At 60.1% G+C, this 21,712-nt stretch carries 15 protein-coding genes, 3 pseudogenes and 1 riboswitch; of the genes and pseudogenes, 13 read left to right on the top strand and 5 right to left on the bottom strand.

Annotation, left to right across the window (positions count from 1 at the left end):
• Positions 1-132: 132 nt before the first annotated feature.
• A complete protein-coding gene (locus HAP48_RS11105; RefSeq protein ID WP_166213752.1) occupies positions 133-1,821 on the bottom strand; it encodes an amidohydrolase family protein in 1,689 nt (562 codons plus the stop codon).
• Between the two features lie 167 nt (positions 1,822-1,988).
• Between HAP48_RS11105 and HAP48_RS11100 the strand changes: the two genes are divergently transcribed.
• The 4 genes from HAP48_RS11100 to HAP48_RS11085 all read left to right on the top strand — a co-directional run bounded on the left by HAP48_RS11100 (position 1,989) and on the right by HAP48_RS11085 (position 7,602).
• Positions 1,989-2,840: a zinc metalloprotease gene (locus HAP48_RS11100; protein ID WP_166213753.1), complete on the top strand. Its 852-nt coding sequence runs from the start codon at positions 1,989-1,991 to the stop codon at positions 2,838-2,840.
• 19 nt (positions 2,841-2,859) lie between these two features.
• A complete protein-coding gene (locus HAP48_RS11095; protein ID WP_166213754.1) occupies positions 2,860-4,980 on the top strand; it encodes a S8/S53 family peptidase in 2,121 nt (706 codons plus the stop codon).
• Positions 4,931-6,136, top strand: a complete 1,206-nt coding sequence (locus HAP48_RS11090; RefSeq protein ID WP_166213755.1) for a trypsin-like serine peptidase — start codon at positions 4,931-4,933, stop codon at positions 6,134-6,136. The genes HAP48_RS11095 and HAP48_RS11090 overlap by 50 nt, the downstream gene beginning before the upstream one ends.
• A 557-nt stretch (positions 6,137-6,693) precedes the next feature.
• Positions 6,694-7,602, top strand: a complete 909-nt coding sequence (locus HAP48_RS11085) for a hypothetical protein (protein WP_166213756.1) — start codon at positions 6,694-6,696, stop codon at positions 7,600-7,602.
• Between the two features lie 664 nt (positions 7,603-8,266).
• Here the strand turns inward: HAP48_RS11085 and HAP48_RS11080 are convergent.
• A pseudogene (locus HAP48_RS11080) lies at positions 8,267-8,950 on the bottom strand (IS110 family RNA-guided transposase); the annotation flags it as partial.
• A 59-nt stretch (positions 8,951-9,009) separates the two neighbouring features.
• Between HAP48_RS11080 and tnpA (HAP48_RS11075) the strand changes: the two are divergent.
• The 5 genes and pseudogenes from tnpA (HAP48_RS11075) to tnpC (HAP48_RS11055) all read left to right on the top strand — a co-directional run.
• Complete coding sequence (tnpA, locus tag HAP48_RS11075) at positions 9,010-9,405, top strand: IS66-like element accessory protein TnpA (RefSeq protein WP_166213757.1); 396 nt, start codon at positions 9,010-9,012, stop codon at positions 9,403-9,405.
• Positions 9,402-9,749 (top strand): IS66 family insertion sequence element accessory protein TnpB, encoded by a 348-nt coding sequence (tnpB, locus tag HAP48_RS11070; protein ID WP_063676425.1) that lies wholly within the window; start codon positions 9,402-9,404, stop codon positions 9,747-9,749. Before tnpA (HAP48_RS11075) ends, tnpB (HAP48_RS11070) begins: the two co-directional genes overlap by 4 nt.
• Positions 9,750-9,795: 46 nt before the next feature.
• Positions 9,796-11,470, top strand: a protein-coding gene (gene tnpC, locus HAP48_RS11065) for an IS66 family transposase (RefSeq protein ID WP_166213758.1) whose coding sequence is annotated in 2 segments (ribosomal slippage) — positions 9,796-11,004 and positions 11,006-11,470 — 1,674 coding nt in all. Because the reading frame shifts where the segments join, the coding sequence is not laid out codon by codon here.
• 379 nt (positions 11,471-11,849) lie between these two features.
• Positions 11,850-13,109 carry a group II intron reverse transcriptase/maturase gene (gene ltrA, locus HAP48_RS11060; RefSeq protein WP_166213759.1) on the top strand — a complete coding sequence of 420 codons (1,260 nt, stop codon included), beginning with the start codon at positions 11,850-11,852 and terminating at the stop codon, positions 13,107-13,109.
• A 53-nt stretch (positions 13,110-13,162) separates the two neighbouring features.
• A pseudogene (gene tnpC, locus HAP48_RS11055) lies at positions 13,163-13,756 on the top strand (IS66 family transposase); the annotation flags it as partial.
• On the opposite strand, the pseudogene HAP48_RS11050 reads toward tnpC (HAP48_RS11055), so the two are convergent.
• Positions 13,752-14,381, bottom strand: a pseudogene (locus tag HAP48_RS11050) (IS1380 family transposase); the annotation flags it as partial. The pseudogenes tnpC (HAP48_RS11055) and HAP48_RS11050 overlap by 5 nt on opposite strands.
• A 731-nt stretch (positions 14,382-15,112) precedes the next feature.
• Between HAP48_RS11050 and tnpA (HAP48_RS49990) the strand changes: the two are divergent.
• From tnpA (HAP48_RS49990) to HAP48_RS11030, 4 genes are read left to right on the top strand one after another with little or no spacing between them, the layout of a single operon-like run.
• The gene (gene tnpA / locus HAP48_RS49990; protein ID WP_166208700.1) at positions 15,113-15,574 is read left to right on the top strand and encodes an IS66-like element accessory protein TnpA; all 462 of its coding nucleotides are present in this window, start codon (positions 15,113-15,115) and stop codon (positions 15,572-15,574) included.
• Complete coding sequence (tnpB, locus tag HAP48_RS11040) at positions 15,571-15,924, top strand: IS66 family insertion sequence element accessory protein TnpB (RefSeq protein WP_166208697.1); 354 nt, start codon at positions 15,571-15,573, stop codon at positions 15,922-15,924. Before tnpA (HAP48_RS49990) ends, tnpB (HAP48_RS11040) begins: the two co-directional genes overlap by 4 nt.
• A gap of 50 nt (positions 15,925-15,974) precedes the next feature.
• Positions 15,975-17,537: an IS66 family transposase gene (gene tnpC, locus HAP48_RS11035; RefSeq protein WP_166213760.1), complete on the top strand. Its 1,563-nt coding sequence runs from the start codon at positions 15,975-15,977 to the stop codon at positions 17,535-17,537.
• 29 nt (positions 17,538-17,566) lie between these two features.
• A complete protein-coding gene (locus HAP48_RS11030; protein WP_166213761.1) occupies positions 17,567-18,157 on the top strand; it encodes a YecA/YgfB family protein in 591 nt (196 codons plus the stop codon).
• A gap of 204 nt (positions 18,158-18,361) precedes the next feature.
• On the opposite strand, the gene HAP48_RS11025 is transcribed toward HAP48_RS11030, so the two are convergent.
• Together HAP48_RS11025 and HAP48_RS11020 are read right to left on the bottom strand one after the other, a co-directional pair.
• Positions 18,362-19,435, bottom strand: a complete 1,074-nt coding sequence (locus tag HAP48_RS11025) for a ribonucleotide-diphosphate reductase subunit beta (RefSeq protein WP_198031293.1) — start codon at positions 19,433-19,435, stop codon at positions 18,362-18,364.
• Positions 19,426-21,219, bottom strand: a complete 1,794-nt coding sequence (locus tag HAP48_RS11020; protein ID WP_224496569.1) for a ribonucleoside-diphosphate reductase subunit alpha — start codon at positions 21,217-21,219, stop codon at positions 19,426-19,428. Before HAP48_RS11020 ends, HAP48_RS11025 begins: the two co-directional genes overlap by 10 nt.
• A gap of 254 nt (positions 21,220-21,473) precedes the next feature.
• Positions 21,474-21,687: riboswitch (cobalamin riboswitch) on the bottom strand.
• Positions 21,688-21,712 lie beyond the last annotated feature (25 nt).

Below are 21,712 nucleotides of genomic sequence, written 5' to 3'. Positions count from 1 at the left end.
ATTCCTTATCAGTCAATGGCTTCTATCCCGCTTCCAGCTTAGGCACCGGCGCCTCAGCGGACTCGAACTTCACGACAGGGTAATGCATGTCGAAGTCGGTAGCGTTAGCGCTCGACCCAGACCCATCCTTCCCTACGAGTCGAACAACGCCAGACGCTTAGACGGTAGCTGCCAACGTTGATAGAGACTTGCAAGGCGTGATCGGGTCGCCGAGCCTTGGCTAAGGCCGAGGAAGCGAATGGCATTCCGGAAACAAACTCGTTCAATCGCGTCTTGCGATAGGCCAACATCATGGCGAAGGAACGAGAAGAGATCAGTCGCGAAGGTATCGCTCTTCGATTCACGACCAAGCATGATCCAGTCAGATCCGTACAGTATCCGCTCTGCGCTTGGATCAAACTCATTCAAGAAGTTTCTAATGATGGTCCCAAGCTTCTTGCGATTGGCGACGTCGACGTCTTGCGCCTGCGACAGGTAACTGAGGTCAACAAAGAGCCGCTGTTGCGAGTGAGATTTCACGAACTTGCCGAGCTCCCACTCCCAGCTCGCGGCCGGCAAGACGCTCCCTGGTGCGGCGCCGCTCGAGCGATGATCGAACCGGCCAAAATGCGCGAGGCACAGCCTAAGCGTCGGGTATTTTGTAAACACCGGCAACCAGAACGCTGGATCAGCGCGGTCGGCGTATTCAGGACCCGCGCCGTTTGATGCGGCTGCATGCGCTAGGATCGGGATGTCGAGTTGTGTGCAGAGTGCAAACAGCTCTTCCATGGCCTCGTTTAGACCTTCGCTTACGTGGCCGCCCAACCGGTCAAGGATAGGTTGGGGATATGTTTGCCCTGGCGCATTCCCCATGGGCTTAAATCCCATGGGTGGATAGAGCTTAACGCCGAGGAAGCCGTGCTCAAGCACCGCGGTTCTTATAAGCGCTAGTTGATCGGTACTGCCAGCGATCTGGCGCCGAAAATGGACCTGCGCGAGCGGATCGTAGCCAATATACCCGTGAATCATCACGTCACGAGAGCGCTTGGCTACCAGTCCCATCACCTCAACCTGGTCCGCAAAGGGCGAGGTAGGATATTCATCGAGCCAATGCGAATAGTTGACGGCGGCCGGACAGATAAGTTGGGGCGTCAGCTGCTGCGCTCGATAGGTGGCCGTCAATTGCTCGGCGAGCGCATGACGATAGAGCGCAAAGAGATTGAACCACCGAAGATACGATCCCACGTCAGTTGGAGAAAGAAATGCCGCTTCGGCAAGTGTCTGTTCGTCGGTAAGTGCGTCAGGAGATAGTTGAAATCCGCGGGCGGCGGCCTTGCGGATAGCGTCGACAAACTTTTCCCGTCCGGCATCACCCGGTGATGCAAATCCATTCGGTCGCACCGACATGTTCGCCATGGCCGATGAGCCGGCGCTCTGAAGGAACTGGCGCAACTTCTCCTTCGTAACCGCAGTCGAAGCATCGACACTGGCTGGCAGTGAGCTACCACCGCGACCGCTCAGAAAATCAATTTCCGCCCGAGCGGTGGGCGCGCGTCCTGCGACGATCCAGACAAACAGAGAGACAAGCCAGTCCGTTACGCCTGGCTCGCCGAAATCTAGCATGCGCTCGACACCCTGCTCGGGGTAATGATCAAGCACCACGATCTTCAGAAAACTGCGAGCGGGGATGTCAGTCGCGTTGAAAAGATGCGCATGCACGTCGATAAGACGCGGCGACGCTTCGGCCCAGGCGCGCCTTTGCCCGAGCACCGCGGCAGCAGAGGCAGAGAGGAGTGCGAGACTGGTACGCCGACTGATCTTTGGCATAGCCGATTTCTTCATAATTCATCTGGACAGAAAATAGACTCAATCTATAATATGCTAACGATGTTTGTGCTACCTTTAAGGTTGAGCCTCAGGCGTCACCCTGGGGTTGTGCGTGCGCGGAATTAGCCCGCCATGCGTTCGGGACCGTTTTTTATCGTTAAGGTTTTTAGAAAGGAATAGGTATGTTCAGAATTACAGCTCTGGCATTGACGTTTTTCGCGATGCTCTCCGGCGCCTGCGTTGCGCAAAGCCAGGACGAGTATAAGGCGGTACTCGCCGATCCGGATAACGACGGCGTATTTGAAGCGTTTCTCAAAAAGCTGCCTACCATTTCGACTACAGAGGACGGCGCTGCCCGTACCTATTACCTTCTTGAGGGCGATTTGCTCATGAGCCGGGAACAGGTGAAATCCACGATCCAGTTCCAAGCGCGCGGCTTCCAACCCGCAACGAAGCCAACGGGTGAACTGCTCGTGATGACCAAGAACGGCGTACCGACCTTCTGGGCCAAAGGGAAACGCGAACTGACCTACGCGGTCGCGCGCCAATCGTTTTCCTCCCCCGAAGAATACAAAACGGTAGTGGAGCATATGAAAAAGGCCGCGGCGGATTGGGAGGGGGTGTGTCCTGAATGCGGGCTGTCGATAAAGTACAAGGAGGAGTTTGATGGCAATCCGCAACTCGACAAGGTGTTGTTTATCGTGCGGTACGTGCCGGGAGAAAAGCGCTTCATTGCAGCCTCGTTTTTCCCGGCCGATCCCGAAAGCAAGCGCTATCTAAACGTCGGTCCGCAATTTTACACGACTATCTTCGACCGCACGGGGGTGCTACGCCACGAACTCGGGCACGTTATTGGCTACCGGCACGAGCAGATCCGCGGCGTTCCAGGCTGCTACCTTGAAGACAATAACTTCAAGCCGCTGACGGAGTACGACCCAAAGTCCGTCATGCATTACTTTTGCGGAGGCGGCGGCACGATGAACCTCGTGATCTCGGAAAGCGATCAGCGCGGCCACCGGGACCTGTACCGCTAACCGAGCTAGAGTTACAACCATGAGATACTTTGCAGGCATTACGATCCTGTCACTTTTTGTTTCGAGCGCGCTGCCGGTGGCTTCGGTCGCGCAAGACAAAAAGCCACTGCCGGAAAGCGGTAAAGTTTCGCAATCATTTGACCCGACAAAGCGAACAGCGCCCGGTGTTGTCGTTTCTTTTGAAGGCGGTAACGCTGGCCAGAACATGGCTGCGGTCCTCACGGTTGCCGCGCGCGCGGGCCTGCTGGCTAGTCGACCCTACACGGTGGGACCATCGGATAATTTGTGCAAGATCATTGTATCACTTGGATACCCGCCACCCTGTGAGCCGTTCCTCCAAGTGTTGGGCTTGATGAATCCGGGCGACAAGCAGCAGGCACTACTGTATAAGCTGCAGCCTAATCAAACCATCCTCGTGCCCGATGTCGGGCTGGTTAAGTATCGCTCCTCCATATCGTATTCAAAAACGATCGAGCGAGAGGTCGCCCGCAGTAAAGCGGTGCTGAGCAACTGGGGTGACCTCAACGCCAAGCTGACCGAGGGCCTCGAGAATAATCTGACCGCGGGTAACAAGGGCGCGGTCGATTTCGATGCCTTCCAGCTGTTTTTCAAGACGCAAAGCGATATTCAGTCGGCAGACTTTGCGTCAAACATCATTGATCTCAAATCAACCGCCATTTCTTTCGATATGCTGCGTCTGCAGCGGCCGCCCGCCAAAGCTTACGCCGCGATGCCGCTGCAAGCGTTGCGCGATAGTTGTAAGACGGGTGCTCCCATTGCTGAGCCGTACGATTACGTAACGCTTGCAGAGCCCGATCTCGACGCGCAAACAGCTGTAGAACGCGGGTTGCCGGACTCGTCGGCCCCGGTCACGGTAACCTTGATCGATGTGCCGTTGACCAAAGCGCCAAACCTCTACCCTTCATTCGGCGACACGGCGCCCGCGAAGGATTGGATGTGCCAGTGGGTAGAATTCAAGTCGGGTTTGCACCATTCGACCCACATGGCGGGCATTATCGCGAGCAACGGGCAGTATGGGTTTCAAGGTCTATCAAAAGGCGCGAAAGTAGATGCGTTTGAGTGGGGCACCGTGTCTTCTGAGGACAAAATTGAACCCTCAAGCGCCGACCGCCACATCAGACTGGGCGACGAAATTCAGGCCCGCAGTTACGATCCACTGCCGCTCAACGTATTCGTTGCAGCGGTCTCGTTCGACCAGTGGGAATTTGCGCTCCAATACGGACAGCTCCCTCAGGAGAATATGCGTTTTGTTCGGACACTGGAACGTAGAATCAAGCAGTATGGGCCATTCCTCGTGGCGGCAGCGGGGCAAACTGCCGATGGGACGGCGGGTGAGGCACTCTATAATACGACACCACTTTTTCCTATGAATCTGGGCGACCTGCCTAGCGTGCTCGTGGTCACAGCATGCGGGCCCTGTGGCGTCGCGAACACACGACTTATGCCAAGCGCGAACTTTGGAGCGGGGGACCGAAAGTTCGTCCACATAGCGGCGCCGGGCGGCGAAAACGTTCCCGGTTGGGTTTCAGAGAAAGCAATAAGCGCGACGCCCGGAACATCGCAGGCGGCAGCTTATGTCGCCGGTGTCGCGACCGCGATGATCAGCAACTTTCCGCAAAGCTATAAAGAAGGTAGCGCACTGAAGGCACGACTACAGGTTACTTCTCGGCCACTTACGGGCAGCTTTGGCGTACCCCATCCAGATAACCCAAAGATCAACGCCGGTGTGGTTGATCCCATTCTGGCTCTTCTTAATCCGACGAAGCATTGGCTGAAACAAAACGGAAAATGGCGCGACGTAAAACTAGCGCCAGCAAATGCGTTTGATTTTCGGGATTCAACGTCGGCAGAAGACGTGCGGGTAAGGCTCCGCGACGTGCGGCGCATATATCGAATGCCAGGAGCGGGAGCCTCGCGTTGGACGCTCTACGTTGACTACGCCGCACCGACAGATGCTGTAGCAAATGAAATTAAGCGGTTAGGCCCACTGCAGGCGCTTAGCGGCTCCACGGCTATCGCTCAGTTTTGCGGCGCGTCGGGTACGACGGCGCTGCGATTGGAGGAGGTAGATGACTTGGTTGTTGCCAAACAGGGGTTTCGGCCTGCGGATTGCAAGTAAGCTCAGCCTCCTTATATTTTTTCTGTTTTTTGAGTCGGGTAACGCTTTAGCGCAAGCACTGGTATGCCGACCAAAAGAAGCTACGACGGAATTCGGACGGTGGTTTGATGATGGTGCTGCACTGAGCCGCACCTACACCTCTCATCGAGCCAATCCAGGGTTTGGCCCGACTTATAGTTCATTGAAGCTTTTCTTCACCATACGGTCGGGGCAGGACAAGGGTTGGTACGTCGTTGTACGTGATCTTGACTACCACGTGCTTGCGTCTTTCGGGCCTTCCGATTTCTCGCCAGATGCGACAACACGCTGGACCGGCCGCTTGTCAAAGGGAGTGGTGCTCGTTGATCTAGTTGCGTCTGCGACGTCCGACATTGTCGTCGAATTGACGTCCGGCATCGCATATCCGCTTGAAACGACTGATGTCCGACTATTTTCTAGTCAGCAGGCTACCCCGCGCTGGGACGCGCTTTACAGCGTGAGCAATGCCGTTATGAAGCGAGCCGGCGACACGGTCGGCATGCTTGCGACCGCGACCTACGACACAGACGGCATCAAGCGCTCCTGGTGTTGCTCGGGTGTGATGATTGCGAGCGATATTTTCATGACCAACTGGCATTGCGGGGGCAGTCTGGGCATGAGCTCGACGAGTTATTGGAGTAAGGACGTTTGTCGCAATGCGATTGTTGACCTGTCCTACGACGATAGCAAGCTCAGTCGCCAATATAGTTGCGAAGAGGTTCTTAAGCCAGATAAGGACCTCGATATCGCATTCTTGCGGGTCAAACCAACTCTCGGCGTGAGCGCCAGCGTGGGACAGCCACCTCAAGCAAGAATTTCGCAAGCAAAGCCTGCTCAAGTGTTCGTAGTCCATCATGCGCTGTGTCGTCCAAAACTTGTCAGCGCCTGTTCGCTGGTCGCAACTGTGGGGGACCAAGGACCCACGCTCCAACACTATTGCGATACGGAACCAGGAGCATCTGGGGCCCCGATCTTTGATTACGACGGACGCCTGGTGGGTCTGCACCACTCAGGTTTCGACAGGGATGCAGCTTGTAATGCGCTCGATAATAAGAACAAGGGCACCAAGGCGTCTGCGATAGTTAAATATCTCGAAGAACAGTTGCGACCCGTATACGACCGCATCCAAAAGGAATAGCTGCCACAGATTAGACGGCGGTCGACGGTGCGCATTAGGCTGTCCCGAATTTTCAGGCTGGTGGAAGACGCACGACATTCGAGGTACGGCCGCAGGGATTGCCGTTCTGGTCGAGTCCAATCTCGGCCGAGAGTATCGGTCTGGAAAACGTCCCAGTCGAAGTGTGTCTCTGAATAAGGTTTTCAACTCCAGGGGTCGCAGATTACACCACGGAGCTTTCTATCGATTTCGAGGAGTTAAACCGTGAATGGACAACTGCTGGGCACTAAGAGCCCGAGCCGCCAAAGCTGATGCGGCTGATCAGAAAGTTTGGAACGATTTTCTAAACCTCTGTGGAAGCATTTTCCCAATGCGCAAGCGAACGGCGCATAAATCTCGTCGCTTTGCGCTAGGCATTGGCCGTTTCGTCGAGCGATTGCGCGACAACAAGCGCATGATGAATGGTCCCACCTCTGCGACCTTATTGTCACACGATCCCATTTCCGTGCGTCACCTTGGATTAGCGAGTTGCGCTCGCTTTGGAGTTGTGGAACCGTTGATATGCGCGAGGGGCAATAATGGGCAAACGTGGCATCGCGGCTGCAGTCGCAGGCATGTGTCTGACCGGCTGCGCCAATTTTCCCATCGAGGCAGTCGATCAGGTTTCTCTGGCGGCCGTCGAAGAACGGGTGAAGTGTGAAATCGGCGAAGCATACCGCATTCTTCGAGCTGACGAGCGGTATCCGGACTTAAGCAGGTGGGCTGCCGGTCTGGCATTGACGCTTTCGGTCGATTCGACGGGCGGCATTGTTACGTCATCGTCGCTTACGGGCCCATTTGGAAGCATCAGCCCTCTTGAGCTCAACGCCGGCGCCTCTTTGAATGCAAAAAGGACTGCTCTGCTGAATGTTTACGTAGCCTTTATTGAGGCCGCACGGCATCCATGTCCTCCCGCTAGCCCCATTCTCATTGAAGGGCATCTCGGCCTTGGTCAATGGATTGTTCGAGTCTTCGAGTCTCAATACCTCGTCAATCAAAATTCGACGCTGCAATCTGGGTTCGACGGGGAAAAATCGATTGGGTACAATATCGAATTTCTGCTCACGCTCACAGCAGGCGCTACGCCCAATTTTCTGATTGCTAATGCGACAGGAACGAAAGCTGCTTTCAGTCTAGAGGCCAAGTCAACTCATTCCGTCGACATAGCCATGGTCGAGCTGAGCCCGGCTGACTTCGCAAAGCGCTTTAGAGAAGTTCGTATTCCAGGCAGGGTGATCGATATCGAAAACCCAGCACTCAAAGATATGTCGCCGGAGATGTTGCGCGAAAGCAATATTCCAAAGACTATCAAAAAAAGATTGCCTGATCGAGTCGTCAGAGAACCGGACGGTGTCGCCGTGAAAGTCGGCGTTCTGACGCGCTTAAAGCTTGATGGCATCCTTCAGCAATTGAATAATAAGCTGCTGATCCAATCACTGAGGCGATAGAATCGCGGCTTTGAGCCTCGCTACAAAAGCACGGGCATGGCTATTGGCTCCGTCATCTGATCTAGCCAATGAACTCGATAAGGCCTCGTTAAGCGGTCGACGTGGCAGCGTCAGTAAGTGGCGAAAGCCAAACTGGGTTTTCGCGGTGGACCGGTCAAAGGGAGGACGGTGAGGCAAGACCAAATCAAAGAGCGCCACTCGTACAATTGGAGACAGTAGGCTAACTGATAAGCAAAACAGCACAATGGAGACAGTTAGCTGACCGATAAGCAAAATTGGAGAAATGGAGTCAGTTCGCAGACTGATAAGGAATTAGTACAAACCTTATCAGTTGAGGGCAGGGGGCCGGCTTTCGCGGAATGAGCGGTTACGGAATGGGCTGAGTGACCTTGCCCCCATATGTGGAACGGCCCGCGTGGCAAGAGCTTTTTCAGTCGATTTCACACATTGGAACGGTGCGGTCATATGTCCGGCCTTTGCGCGCGGCACAATATCGCCGCTGGCCTCGATGAGATCCGCGGAACGAGGAGCTAAATCAAGTTTACGCGCTTGAGCGCATTGGGGGCAGTAGCTTCACTCGTTTCGGGATTTCGTCCCATGGGTTCATCGCCTGTTGTTGCACCTTGCCCTCTGCCGGCCTGCGCCAGTCAGATCGTTTTGGCGGTCACTGCGTCACCGCTGTAATCGCCAGTGGTTCGGGACGCCGATAAATTCCGCCCTTGTTCAGGAGCGCCCAGATGATCCGCGCCGTCTTATTGGCCTGCGCGACGGCGACAACCTTGACGGGCCGTCTGGCGAGAAGCGCCTTCAGCCACGGCCGCGCCCGAGCGTCGTTTCGGACGCCCCGCAAGACGGCCGTTGCCCCGACAACGAGGAGAGAGCGGAGTTCCGGATTTCCCATCTTCGATATGCGTCCCAGCCGCTCTTTGCCTCCGCTTGAATGAGACCGCGGCGTCAATCCCAGCCAGGCGGCAAAGTGGCGAGCCGACTTGAACCCGCCAGGATCCGGCACAAGCGCCTTGATGGTCGCCGCCGTAATGGCGCCGACGCCAGGGATGGTAGTCAACCGGCGCATGTCCTCGTCGTGCTTGGCCTCCATGACGATTGCGCGCTCGAGCCTCTCAATCTGGTCAGCTGAAGCTTCAATCTCGTCGGCAATAGCCATGAGCGCGAAGCGCGCCGCTGCGGGCAGGCGAGCATCTGTCTCGTCCCGCACGATTGCGACCAGCACCTCAACCTTTGCCAGGCCGGCGGTGGCGATGATCCCCAATTCGGCTAGGTGCGCGCGCAACGCGTTGACCGCCTGCGTTCGCTGCCGCACTAGAAGAGCGCGGGTCTTCAGCACCATCGTATCCGTCCGAGGGCGGCCGTCTTGCGAGTTTTTCCGATCTGTAGCTGACTGTCCTTATGGACGTACATAAGGACAGTGCGGTGCTGAGCCGCATGGATTTGGTGGAGACCGGTCGGCGGCGACGCTGGACGCGTGCGGAGAAGCTCAGAATCGTAGAGGAGGGCTTCTCGGGGCCACGACTGGTGTCGGCGACGGCTCGCCGGTATGGGATATCACGTCAGCTTCTGCTGAGCTGGCGCAAGGCTTGGACCTGTCATGATCCGGCCGAAGAGGATTCGATCGGCCCGACATTCGTCCCTGCGATAGTTGCGGCAAGTACGCCGCCAACGACGGAAGCTGTCGAGACAGGTCAGATCGAAATCGTGAGCCCTCAGGGGCTGCGCGTGGTCTTCGGCCCCGGTGCGGATATCGAGGCGGTCGTTCGAATTGCTCGGGGCCTGGCGCGCCGATGATCCCGATCCCGACGGGCGTGCGGGTGTGGCTGGCGACGGGCCATACCGACATGCGGTGCGGCTTTCCGAGCCTGGCTCTGCGCGTGCAGGAAGTGCTCAAGCGCGACGCCATGGGCGGCGGTCTTTTCTGCTTCCGGGGCAAACGCGGTGATCTATTGAAGGTCATTTGGCACGATGGCCAGGGCGCCTGCTTGTTCACCAAAAGACTCGAGAGAGGCAGGTTCATCTGGCCATCGGTTGCTGGTGAATCGGTAACGATCTCTCCGGCGCAGTTGAGCTATCTGTTGTCCGGGATCGATTGGCGCAACCCTCAAGAAACCCAGCGTCCGACGCGGGTCGGATAGTCGTTTTACGGTTTGAATCTGCGGCTCGATCTGATTCAATGGCTCCATGATATCGAAGCCGGATGATCTTCCATCGGACCTTGTCAGTGCCCTGGCGGCGCTGCAGGCCGAGCGTGAGGCGCGACAGAAAGCCGAGGCGAAGGCCGCCAACTGGCAGGCGCAAGCCGCGAATGCGCAGGCGAAACTGTCGGATACCGAGGCGCTGATCGCTCATCTCGAGTTGCGCATCGAGAAGCTGAAACGCGAACTGCACGGGCAGCGATCCGAGCGCTCGGCACGGCTGCTCGAGCAGTTGGAGTTGGAGCTCGAAGAACTCGTCACCACGGCGAGCGAGGATGAGCTTGCCGCACAGGCCGCAGCGGCGAAGACGCAGAACGTCCGCCCCTTCATGCGCAAGCGGCCGGTGCGCAAGCCATGGCCTGACGATATCGAACGCGAGCGCGTCGTCATTGAGACTCCAACGACCTGCGCCTGCTGCGGTGGATCGCGGCTGGCGAAGATCGGTGAGGATGTGACCAAGACGCTGGAGGAGATCCCGCGCCGCTTCAAGCTGATCGAGACGGTACGCGAGAAGTTCACCTGCCGCGATTGCGAGAAGATCAGCCAGCCGCCCGCGCCGTTCCATGCCACGCCGCGCGGCTTCATCGGCCCACAATTGCTGGCGACGATCCTGTTCGACAAGTTCGGCATGCATATCCCGCTCAACCGCCAGAGTGCGCGCTTTAAGGCCGAGGGGATCGACCTGCCGTTGTCGACGCTGGCCGACCAGGTCGGCCACGGGACCTTCGCCGTCATGCCGCTCTTCCACTTGATCGAACGCCACGTGCTCGCTGCCGAGCGCCTTCATGGCGACGACACCACCATCCGTATTCTGGCGAAGGGCAAGTGCACGACCGGGCGGATCTGGACTTATGTGCGGGATGACCGGCCGTTCGCCGGGCCTGCGCCGCCGGCAGCGGTCTATTACGCCTCGAGCGACCGACGAGGCGAGCATCCACAGAGACATCTGGCCGCCTTCGCCGGCATCTTGCAGGCGGATTGCTACAGCGGCTTCGAGCCGCTGTTCGACCCGCAGAAGAAGGCGCTGCCGATGACACCGGCATTTTGCGTGGCCCATGCGCGGCGGGGCTTCTTCGAGCTGGCTGATATCGAGAAAAATGCTCGGGAAGGCAAGAAAGGCAAACCGGTCTCCCCGATCGCGCTGGAGGCTGTCAGACGCCTCGATACGTTGTTCGAGATCGAGCGCGCCATCAACCGGCCGCGGTGCCGGCGAGCGGCGTGCCGCTCGCCAGGAACAGAGTAAGTCACTTCTCGAGGACATGCATGCCTGGCTGCTCCGCGAGCGCGAAACCCTCTCGCGTTCCTCCGAGGTCCTGAAGCCGATTAACTACATGCTCAGGCGCTGGGACGGCTTCGCCCGCTTCCTCGACGACGGCAGGATCTGCTTGACCAACAATTGCGCTGAGCGCGCATTGAGAGGCATCGCCTTGGGAAGGCGCAACTGGACCTTCGCCGGCAGCCAACGCGGCGCCGACCGTGCCGCCATCATGCTGACGATGATCACGACCTGTCGCCTCAACGACGTCGATCCCAAGGCCTGGCTCGCCGACGTCCTGGCCCGTATCGCCGATCATCCCGCATCGCGTCTGCACGAGCTCTTGCCCTGGGAATGGAAGCTCCTGCGCCAGGCCGACAAGCCAGCCAATCAGCAGGCCGCCTGACCTTCACCCTTCACCCAATGCCATCATAGACCTCGCCGTGCCCGCGCGCATGCGTCAATCAGGCGGCCTCCGTCGTATGCGTACGCTGGTGGTCGCCCGGGGATTAGTGCAGGCGGAGTCCTGAAGACCGGCCTGTGCGGCGTCCGGCTCGAAGGCGGCGTGAACTTGGATCAGGCTCTTACGTGGAACAGGAGAACCTGTCGTTCCGATGCTAAGGAAGACGGTCGAGCGGGCGAACCCTGCGAGATCCAGCGTACCGATGCGGGACACAGGGGCAAAACGGTTCGTAGTAGGGATGAAGGCGCCGTAATGGCGCCGGACCGAAGGGGCCGTGGCGTTCAGCTCTCGGCTGCGGCCAACCGGTGACGGGAGGAGCCGTATGACGCGGGCAAAGCCGTTCGCCATCCCGAAGCGGGAGGTATGGGAAGCCTTCAAGAGAGTGAAGGCCAACCAAGGAGCGGCTGGAGTTGACGGGCAGTCGATCGAAGAATTTGAGAGCCGGCTTTCGGCCAATCTCTACAAGCTCTGGAATCGACTGTCCTCAGGCAGCTATATGCCGCAGCCGGTGCGCCGGGTGGACATCCCGAAGGCGAATGGCGGAACGCGGCCGTTGGGAATCCCCACCGTCGCCGACCGTATTGCGCAAGAGGTTGTTCGACGCCGACTGGAGCCGTCGCTGGAACCTATTTTCCACGCCGACTCCTACGGCTATCGCCCCAAGCGCTCGGCAGTCGATGCTATCCGGGTGGCGCGTCAGCGGTGCTGGCGCTCCGATTGGGTGCTCGACATCGATATCAAGGGCTTTTTCGACAGCATCGATCACGAGCTGCTCCTCAGGGCTGTGTGCAAGCACACGGATTGCGCCTGGGTTCGGCTCTATATCGAACGCTGGCTGAAGGCGCCCGCGATGCTCGACAATGGCAAGCTTGTCGCGAGGGAACGGGGAACGCCACAGGGCGGTGTCATCTCGCCGCTACTCGCAAACCTGTTCCTGCACTACGCGTTCGACATCTGGATAGAGCGGGAGATGCCTGGCATATTGTTCGAACGATGTGCTGATGACATCATCTGTCACTGCCAGACTGAACGTGAAGCGCTGAGGTTGTGGCGTGCTGTTGATGAACGGTTCGCCGCCTGCGGTCTGGTCCTCCATCCGCAGAAGACCAAACTGGTCTACTGCAAGGATACCAACCGAAAAGGCGAATACGGATGTATCAGCTTCGACTTCCTCGGATACACGTTCCGTCCGAGGCTGGCGAAATGGCGGGGCGGCCTCTATGTGGTCTCGTTCTTGCCGGCAGCAAGTCCGACGGCGCTGAAGGATATCCGGCGTACGTTGCGTAATTGGGGCCTTCAGCGGCGCAGCGACAAAGTGCTGCACGATCTCGCTCGGATGTTCAATCCCTGCATCCGGGGTTGGATCGGCTACTACAGCCACTTCTACAAATCTGCTCTCTATTCGACGATGCGTCGGATAGATGCGCATGTCCTCAGATGGGCGGCTCGCAAGTTCAAGCGCTTTCGTCAGCGTCCCCGTGACGCTCGGGCGTGGCTGGCGCGGTTGGTCCGGGCTCAGCCCGAACTCTTCGCTCATTGGCCGCTTCTCTATGGCCGAGGCCGAACGCTGGGAGCCGTATGAGCCGAGAGGTTCACGTACGGTTCTGGGAGCGCGCGGGGGTGAGATTCCCCCGCGCGACTCGCTTGCCGCTCTATCGGCAGGCTCAGATTTACGCCCGCCAGGGCATTGAGCTCGATCGTTCGACGCTGGCGGACTGGGTGGGACAAGCAGCCTTCCACCTGCGTCCGTTGCATGAGCGCCTCCTCGGCAAGCTCAGGCGACGGCCAAAGCTGTTCGCCGACGAGACGACGATGCCGGTGCTCGATCCCGGCCGAGGGCGCACCAAGACCGGTCAGCTCTGGGCCGATGCAGCGGACGACCAGCCATGGGGCGGCGCCGATCCGCCGGGCGTCGCCTATGTCTATGCTCCCGATCGCAAAGCCGACCGACCAATCGCCCATCTGGCAGGCTTCAAGGGGATCCTGCAGGTCGATGGCTATGCTGGCTATGGCAAGCTGGCCGAGCGTGGCGACGTTCAGCTTGCATTCTGCTGGTCCCACATGCGGCGTAACTTCTACGAACTCGCCGCCCCCGGTCCCGCGCCCATTGCGGGCGAGGCGCTCAAGCATATCGCCGAGTTCTATGCCATCGAGAAGGACATCCGTGGCCGTAGCGCCGAGGAGCGCTGTCTCGTTCGGCAACAGAAAAGCCGACCGCTGGCGGACGCACCTCGACGCCGCCCGGCGTCTTGCCGGGCCGCAGCACGACCGCCACGGGCCGGCTCTTCTCCGTGTCGTAGACGTGGATCGGCAGGAAGCAGCGTTCGTCATAATGAGCGTTGAACAGCGAGAGCTGCTGATGGCCGTGGACGACATCGCAGGTATCATCGATGTCGAGCGTGACGGATGCCGGCTCGCGCGGGTAGCTATCCATCCATGCGTCGACCAAAGTGTAGGTCAGTCGGATCACGTCGCGCAGGCGCGGAGCATTCTCCAGCCGCGACAGCGTCGGTTGGGAACACAGATCGCGACCCGTGTCCGGCAGCCGTCCGCAGGCCAGCTTGAATGCGGGATCGGACCGCAGATGATCGGGGTCGTCGGCGTCCTCGTAGCCGCAGCAGATCGCGAACATGCGCGCGCGGAACATATCGACAAGGCTGTGCACGACCCGCGTCGGATCGCGCCGATCCGGGAACACCCGGGCCAAATTGTCGGCCAAGCCGAGACGCCGCTCGGCCATCGCCAGAAGCATCACGCCCCCGTTCGAGGTCAGCCGACCGCCTTCGAAGGCAGCTGTGACTTTCTTGGCGTGAACGGCTGGAAACGAGAAGGGCAGAATCGTATCATCGGTCATGGCGGGCGTGGTGTTCGCGGCTGAAGGTGATGGGGTGGCTTTGCAACCGAATCCTACGCCGCATCAGCGCTTTACACCACGCTCGCCAGCCTCTCAGGCGCACTCTGACGAATAAGACGGGCTAGTGCCCATAGCTTTAGCCGCGACAAGGGCCATGTGCGAAGGTTGATAGATTGTCTCCGCCAACAGCAGGAGCACGTGATGACGATCGCTCTTGGCTGGCGGATACTCCGCCGGCCAAGTTCCTTTCAAGGCGTCCACTCGATATGCGGAAACCTGATCGAAATTGTCTAGCTGTACGGCTGAAGAGGAGCGATCACCAACTGGCCTCCTCACTCTACTCGCCTCCCGGCCGTTTGCTGTATGGAGACGGCCGCGTCGATGACCCTGATCATCAAGCGCCGTCATCGCATGCACGGTCGCCCTGAACAGACTGGCGGCTTCCACTCAGGCTTTCGCCGCCCTTTTGTGCAGGTGTGCATAAACCGGTTCCATTGGTCCGCATCGATGAGGTCACGCCGACTTTCCCGCAAGGCGAGCGCGCCTCAAAGATCGCCGACCAATGCCCGCGCTTGGTCCTGCAAATTGCAACGATTGTGATCGCCTTTTCGAAGTCTGCCGCACCGAAGCAACTCAGCACAAGATCGTAACCGGCATGAGGCCTCCACCTCGTCATGGCGCGGTTCGCTTGGGATACAGCCTGGGATGAGCTGATGGGTGGAGGTGAAGCGATGGCAAATGCCATGCTTGATGCCAGGCAGGAAGGTGACTCTTATCGCCGCGTTGAGGTGATCACTGGGGAGCGCCGGCGGCGACGGTGGACGCGCGAGGAGAAGGCCCGGATCGCGGCGGAGAGCTTTGAGGAGGGGACGAACATCTCCGAGGTGGCGCGGCGCAATGGTGTTTCCCGCGGACTGCTCACGGTGTGGCGACGCCAGGTAGCGGCGGCGATGGCCGGCAAAGCCCAGAACTTCGTGCCTATCCAAATTGGCGCCGAGAGCGATGGCGGGAGGGCTGGCGAGTCCGAGTGTATTTCGCCGGGTAAGATGAAGCCCTTGGAGATTGCCGCGCCGCCGGCCAAGGTCTGTGGAGCGGTCGAGATCGAGGTGAACGGGGCGCGCATCCGCGTCGAGCCGGGCGTGGAGCTGGCGACGCTTTCGATGGTGCTATCGGCGCTTCGAGGGATCCGGTGATTGCGCTACGGTCAGACCTCAAGGTGGTGCTGGCGGCCCAGCCGGTCGACTTTCGTAAGTCGGTGCATACGCTGTCGGCGCTGGTGAGCGAAGCACTGCGCGCGAACCCATATTGCGGCGACGTCTTCGTGTTCCGCAGCAAGCGCATGGACAGAGTGAAGCTTCTGGCGTGGGACGGCAGCGGCATGGTGTTGGTAACGAAGTGGTTGCACCAGGGGCGTTTCACCTGGCCACCGATCCGCGACGGCGTTGTGCATCTCAGTGCGACGCAGCTTGCGATGCTACTCGACGGCCTCGAGTGGACGCGTGTGTCGCCCAAGCCTGTGAAGCAGCCGGTCATTGTCGGCTGAGAAGTGAGGATTTCGCTGGAGCGTGGGTCACACGGATGTATCGTCTGATCATGGCGATTCGCCCCGACGCTCTTCCGGCCGATCCAGCAGCTCTGACCGAGATGGTGCTCGCGCTTGACGCTGAGAACGAGAAGCTGCGCGTAGCAATGCAGACGTTCAAGGACATGATCTTCGGGAAGCGCTCGGAGCGGCTTGCCGCGCTCGTGGCCGAGCAGCTCGCACTTGAGCTTGGCGACCTTGAGACCGGCGTCACGCCGCCTGCAGCTGCCAACGACGATGCAGCCGCGGCAAAGCCGCCCGGCAAACCACTGCGGAAGAAGGCGCGCCGCAACATCGGCGCGCTGCCCAAGCACCTGCCGCGCTGCGAGCAGGTGCTGGAGCCGGAGGCGACCGCATGCCCGTGTTGTCAGGGCCAGCTTCACAAGATCGGCGAGGACGTCAGCGAGGTGCTGGACATCATCCCGGCGATCCTGCGGGTGTTGCGGACGGTCCGTCCCAAGTACGGCTGCCGCCGCTGCACCGATGGTGTGATCCAGGCGAAGGTGCTGCCGCGCCTAATCGAGAGCGGCATGGCCTCGACGGCACTCGTGAGCCACGTGGTAGTCTCGAAGTTCGCCTGGTATCTGCCGCTTTACCGACAGGTGCAAATTCTGGCCGGCCAGGGTGTCCATCTCGACCGGGCGACGCTCGCCGGCTGGGTGAAGCGAGCGGCCTGGTGGCTCAGGAGCCTCTATGAGCTCCAGCTGCGCACCATCCAGGCTGCGCCGCGCCTGTTCTGCGACGAGACGCCGATGCCGGTGCTCGATCCCGGACGACATCGCCCGCGCATCTGCCAGTTCTTGGCGCATGCGATGGATGACCGGCCATGGGGCGGCCCCTCGCCGCCGGCGGTGGCCTACGTGTTCGCCGACGGCCGCGGCACGGCGGAGATCGCCAGACAGTTGACGGGCTTTTCCGGCATTCTGCAGGTCGACGGTTATGCGGCCTACAAAGCGCTCGCCCGCGATCATGGCGACGCGATCCAGCTCGCCTTTTGTCTCGCCCACGCCCGACGCAAATTCGTCGACGTGTATAAGACGACCCAGTCGCCGTTCGCTCGCGAAGTGATCGAGCGCCTGCAGGCGGTCTATGCCATCGAAGCAGAGATCCGCGGCAGCAATGCCGAGCAGCGGCTGGCCACCCGCCGCACCAGGTCCGCTCCATTGATGGAGGCGCTCAGGACGCGCCTGACCACAATGGTCGGCCAGCTCTTCTCCCAATCGAAGCTGGCGGAGGCCATCAACTACGCACTCAATCACTGGGACGGGTTGACGCTGTTTCTCCGCGACGGCCGTGTCGAGGTTGACAGCAACACAGTCGAGCGTTCCATGCGCCCGATTGCGATGGGAAGACGCAACTCATTGTTCAGCGGCAGCGAAGGCGGCGCCGAGAGCTGGGCGATCCTGGCGTCGCTCGTGAACACGGCAAAACTCCATGAGCTCGACCCGCAGGCCTACCTGGCCGATGTGCTGGAGCGCATCGTGTCCGGGCGAACCAAGAGCCATCAGCTGCACGAGCTGCTCGCCTGGAACTGGAAGGCGGCGCGCCGGCGCACACCGCAGGCAGCGGCATGAGCCCACGTCGCCATAAAGCAGCATCGTCGATGCCGTCAGCCGCGATGCCGCTTGCGGACCTCGAGCGATGGCTCCAGGCTCGCATCGATCGCCATCCTGCCGCCACTAGCATTCCCATGCTCGACGGCTATGCTGCCGCGATCGTAGCCGGACCGGTCTCGATGAGCCCGCTCGATTGGATCTGCCCGCTGCTCGCGATCGATGCCGACGCGTTCAACCATGGCGGCACGCCGGAGTTCGCCGCGATCTCCGCCGTTGCGCTGCGCCACAACGACATCAGCAACACCCTCTCGACTGCCCCCGATCGGTTCGAGCCGATACACCGGCGCAACCCCAATGGCGACGTCGATCCGCGTCCCTGGTGCCAGGGTTTCCATGCCGCGATGCGGCTCAGGCTGTCGGCGTGGGCGCCGATGCTGGACACCAGCAATGTCAATCACGGCCTGCTTCTGCCCATTCTGTTGCACTGTCGCGACGATCAGGGGCAGCCGATGCTCGGATCCCCCCGAAGCGGCCGCGAGACTGCCGACTTTCTGCGTAACGCCTACGCCGATATTCCAGCGGTCGTCGAGGCCATGCGCCAATATTGGATGCCGATCCGCTACCCACGCGCCCGCTGATCTCCGCAGACGTGGGAGCTCATACCGGTTACACAAGATCAGACTTCACTTTGGTACATCAGCCCCGTGGGCGGGTGTTCCCCCGTTATGATTTTCGAGCGGCGTGGATGATGCCGCTTGAGTCCGCTGTGCCGCCGGAAGCCGCAGCAGAGGACTTCCGCGAACCTCCAAGATGTATGAACGGACGCATGCTGTTCCGGTTGCCTACATACGGCCGAAAGCCGCCCACACCCCGTCCTCGCCGTCCCAGCTGCCTCGGCTCGCCGCCTTGGAGTACTCCGTGGCGCGCTGCTCGAAGAAATTGGCGTGCTCGACCCCATTGAGAATCTCGACGAGCCAAGGCAGCGGATGCGGCTTGAGCTGCGTGAACCCATCCTCCTCGGCCTTGAAGAAGCCGAAAACCGGGGCAATCCGGAGTTGGGTCAGTCGCCAGTCGGCGACATAACGGACGTAGGCGTGGATCTGCTCAGGACGCATGCCCTCGATCTTGCCCAGGCCAAAGGCGAGATCGACGAAGTTCTCCTCCAGCTTTACCATCGTTCTGGCGACATCGACGATGTCGTCACGGACCGAGCGCGTCACGGCGCCGGTCTCGCGGTGCCATTCGTGAAACAGCTTGATGACGCCCTCGCAGTGGAGACTCTCGTCGCGCACCGACCAGCTTACGATCTGTCCCATGCCGTTCATCTTGTTGTGGCGCGGAAAATTGAGCAGCATAGCGAAGCTCGCGAACAACGCCATGCCTTCGGTAAAGGCGCCGAACATAGCCAGGGTGCGCGCGACATCGGCCACGGTGTCAACGCCGAACTCGTGCATGTAGTCCGCCTTGGCGCGCATTTGCGCATAGCTGCGAAATGCCTCGAACTCGGTCTTGGGCATGCCGAGCGTCTTGAGCAGCAGCGCATAGGCGTCGATGTGGACCGTCTCCATGTTCGTGAAGGCCGCCATCATCATCTGGACGGTGAGCGGCTGGAAAATCGGGATGTATCGCTTGAGATAATTGTCACCGACCTCGATGTCCGACTGAGTAAAGAAGCGAAAGATCTGGGTGAGCAGCGCGCGCTCGCTGGCGGTGACGCGGTCCGACGCCCAGTCCTTGAGGTCGTTGCCGAGCGGCACCTCCTCGGCCATCCAATGCGTCTGCTGCTGACGCTTCCAGAACTCGTAGGCCCAAGCGTAGCGATCAACGTCATAGCTGCCCGTCGAGTCAAGGAGACCAACGCGCCCCTTGCCGATCAGCGTGCGCGGATCGACAGACGAGAGATCGATCATTGACATGCGAGGCACTCCTCATAATCGGCGCGCTGCGCAGGCGGCTGCCGCGGCGCGGCCTCGTCATCGTCGACGATCTTGCCGGCGAACGCCGCGCGCGAGATCGATTTTGAACGGCAGTAATAAAGGCTCTTCACCCCACGCTTCCACGCCGTCCAGTGCAGCATGTGGAGGTCCCACTTATCGACCTCGGCCGGCAGATAGAGGTTGATTGACTGGCTCTGGCAGATGAATGCGGCCCGGTCGCCTGCAAGCTCGACGATCCAGCGCTGGTCGACCTCGAAGGCGGTGCGAAACACCGCTTTCTCGTGTTCCGACAGAATGTCGAGATGGGCGACCGAACCCTCCTGCGCAATGATCGACTGCCAGGTCACCGGGGTGTCGGCGCCCTTGGCGATCAGTACCCTGGTCAGATGAGGATTACGTACCGAGATGGCACCAGACAACGTCTTGTGGGTGTAGATGTTGGCCGGGATCGGCTCGATGCATGCGCTGGTGCCGCCGCAGATGATGCTGATCGAAGCAGTCGGCGCGATCGCGATCTTCTGGCTGAAGCGCTCCATCACGCCACGTTCCAGGGCATCCGGGCACGGGCCACGCTCGCGAGCAAGGGCGACGGATGCCGCGTCGGCATCACCCCGGATCTTCCGAAACATCTTTAGATTGAATGATTTCGCCAAGCCACTCTCCATTGGAATGCCATTCGCCTGGAGGAACGAGTGGAAGCCCATCACGCCAAGTCCGACGGAGCGCTCGCGCAGGGCGGCGTAGCGGGCCCGCTTCATACCCTCCGGCGCCGTCGTGATGAAGTGGGTGAGCACGTTGTCAAGGAAGCGCATGACGTCCTCGATGAAGCCGGGTTCCTCATTCCATTGGTCCCAGGTCTCGAGGTTGAGCGATGACAGACAGCACACCGCGGTGCGCTCCTCGCCGCGATGGTCGATGCCGGTCGGGAGCGTAATCTCGCTGCACAGGTTGGAGGTCGAGACCTTGAGACCGAGCTCGCGCTGGTGCTTGGGAAGCGCGCGATTCACGGTGTCGATGAACAAGAGATAAGGCTCGCCTGTCTGCAACCGGTTCTCAAGAATGCGTTGCCATAGCTGTCGCGCGTCGATCTCGCGGACGACCTCGTTCGTCTTCGGGCTGCGCAGAGCGAACGCGGTGCCGGCGCCCACGGCACGCATGAACTCGTCGGTGAGGTTGATGCCGTGATGCAGGTTGAGGCTCTTGCGGTTGAAGTCGCCGGACGCCTTGCGGATCTCGAGAAACTCCTCGATCTCGGGATGCTGGATATCGAGATAGACCGCCGCCGAGCCGCGCCGCAACGAGCCCTGGCTGATCGCCAGCGTCAGGCCGTCCATGACGTGGATGAACGGGATGACGCCTGAGCTGACGCCGCCCTTCACCTTCTCTCCGATCGAGCGAACATTGCCCCAGTACGTGCCGATACCGCCCCCGTTGGAGGCAAGCCACACGTTTTCGTCCCAGGTGCCAACGATTCCTTCGAGCGAGTCCGACACCGAGTTAAGGAAGCACGAGATTGGCAGGCCGCGCGTGGTGCCGCCATTGGACAGCACCGGCGTGGCTGGCATGAACCACAGCCGAGACATCGCGTCATAGAGACGTTGGGCGTGCGCAACATCGTCCGCGAAGGCACAGGACACCCGCGCGAACATGTCCTGGATGCTTTCGCCGACGAGCAGATAGCGATCGGTCAGCGTTAGCTTGCCGAACGCGGTCAGCAGGCCGTCGCGCGATCGATCGAGCGTGAGATCGGACGGCTTTGGCAATGGCGCGAGAGGCCGCGGCAGCGGAGCCGATGACGGCGGCGGCACAACACACCGCTGAGGCGCGGCAGACTTTGGCCGCGCCGGCCACGGCCGCACACTCGGCCACTCAATTAGATGACCATGCTGATTGAAATCGTAAGACGGCGACATCGGCAACCCCGCGATGTTAGGGGGTGAAGCCACGCGCACGACTTGCGAGGAGACGGGTCAAACGTCCCAGGCTGCAAGCGACGCACGGGGCACCCCGCCCGAGGACGTTCTATTCTGTCGCGGCAGGTCTCCTGGCTCGCGGGTCGCTGCGGCTGTCGGCCTTCCCGGTGCTGTCGCGGCCAGTGACCATTATGACAACCGCTCGCCGCTTACAGTTGCGGGGGCAGCCCCGGAATAGCCGTTACCGGCGCACCGGGTTCCCTCTTAGCTTCCATCCTACTAGATGCAGAATGGAAGACCGTGGCAGATCTACATACAGACGCCGCGCGTCGAGATTCGTCAA

It is taken from the genome of Bradyrhizobium septentrionale, from assembly GCF_011516645.4.
GTDB lineage: Bacteria > Pseudomonadota > Alphaproteobacteria > Rhizobiales > Xanthobacteraceae > Bradyrhizobium > Bradyrhizobium septentrionale.
Note: the sequence above shows the minus strand (reverse complement) of the source record. Positions and strands in the feature narration are given on the sequence as shown.

What these genes read in the sequence shown, in the direction of transcription:
- tnpA (WP_166213757.1), top strand. Translation starts at nt 9,010, where the DNA reads ATGGACGTACATAAGGACAGTGCGGTGCTGAGCCGCATGGATTTGGTG.
- HAP48_RS11100 (WP_166213753.1), top strand. Translation starts at nt 1,989, where the DNA reads ATGTTCAGAATTACAGCTCTGGCATTGACGTTTTTCGCGATGCTCTCC.
- tnpB (WP_063676425.1), top strand. Translation starts at nt 9,402, where the DNA reads ATGATCCCGATCCCGACGGGCGTGCGGGTGTGGCTGGCGACGGGCCAT.
- HAP48_RS11085 (WP_166213756.1), top strand. Translation starts at nt 6,694, where the DNA reads ATGGGCAAACGTGGCATCGCGGCTGCAGTCGCAGGCATGTGTCTGACC.
- ltrA (WP_166213759.1), top strand. Translation starts at nt 11,850, where the DNA reads ATGACGCGGGCAAAGCCGTTCGCCATCCCGAAGCGGGAGGTATGGGAA.
- HAP48_RS11025 (WP_198031293.1), bottom strand. Translation starts at nt 19,435, where the DNA reads ATGTCAATGATCGATCTCTCGTCTGTCGATCCGCGCACGCTGATCGGC.
- tnpC (WP_166213760.1), top strand. Translation starts at nt 15,975, where the DNA reads ATGGCGATTCGCCCCGACGCTCTTCCGGCCGATCCAGCAGCTCTGACC.
- HAP48_RS11090 (WP_166213755.1), top strand. Translation starts at nt 4,931, where the DNA reads ATGACTTGGTTGTTGCCAAACAGGGGTTTCGGCCTGCGGATTGCAAGT.
- HAP48_RS11030 (WP_166213761.1), top strand. Translation starts at nt 17,567, where the DNA reads ATGCCGTCAGCCGCGATGCCGCTTGCGGACCTCGAGCGATGGCTCCAG.
- tnpA (WP_166208700.1), top strand. Translation starts at nt 15,113, where the DNA reads ATGGCAAATGCCATGCTTGATGCCAGGCAGGAAGGTGACTCTTATCGC.
- HAP48_RS11105 (WP_166213752.1), bottom strand. Translation starts at nt 1,821, where the DNA reads ATGAAGAAATCGGCTATGCCAAAGATCAGTCGGCGTACCAGTCTCGCA.
- HAP48_RS11095 (WP_166213754.1), top strand. Translation starts at nt 2,860, where the DNA reads ATGAGATACTTTGCAGGCATTACGATCCTGTCACTTTTTGTTTCGAGC.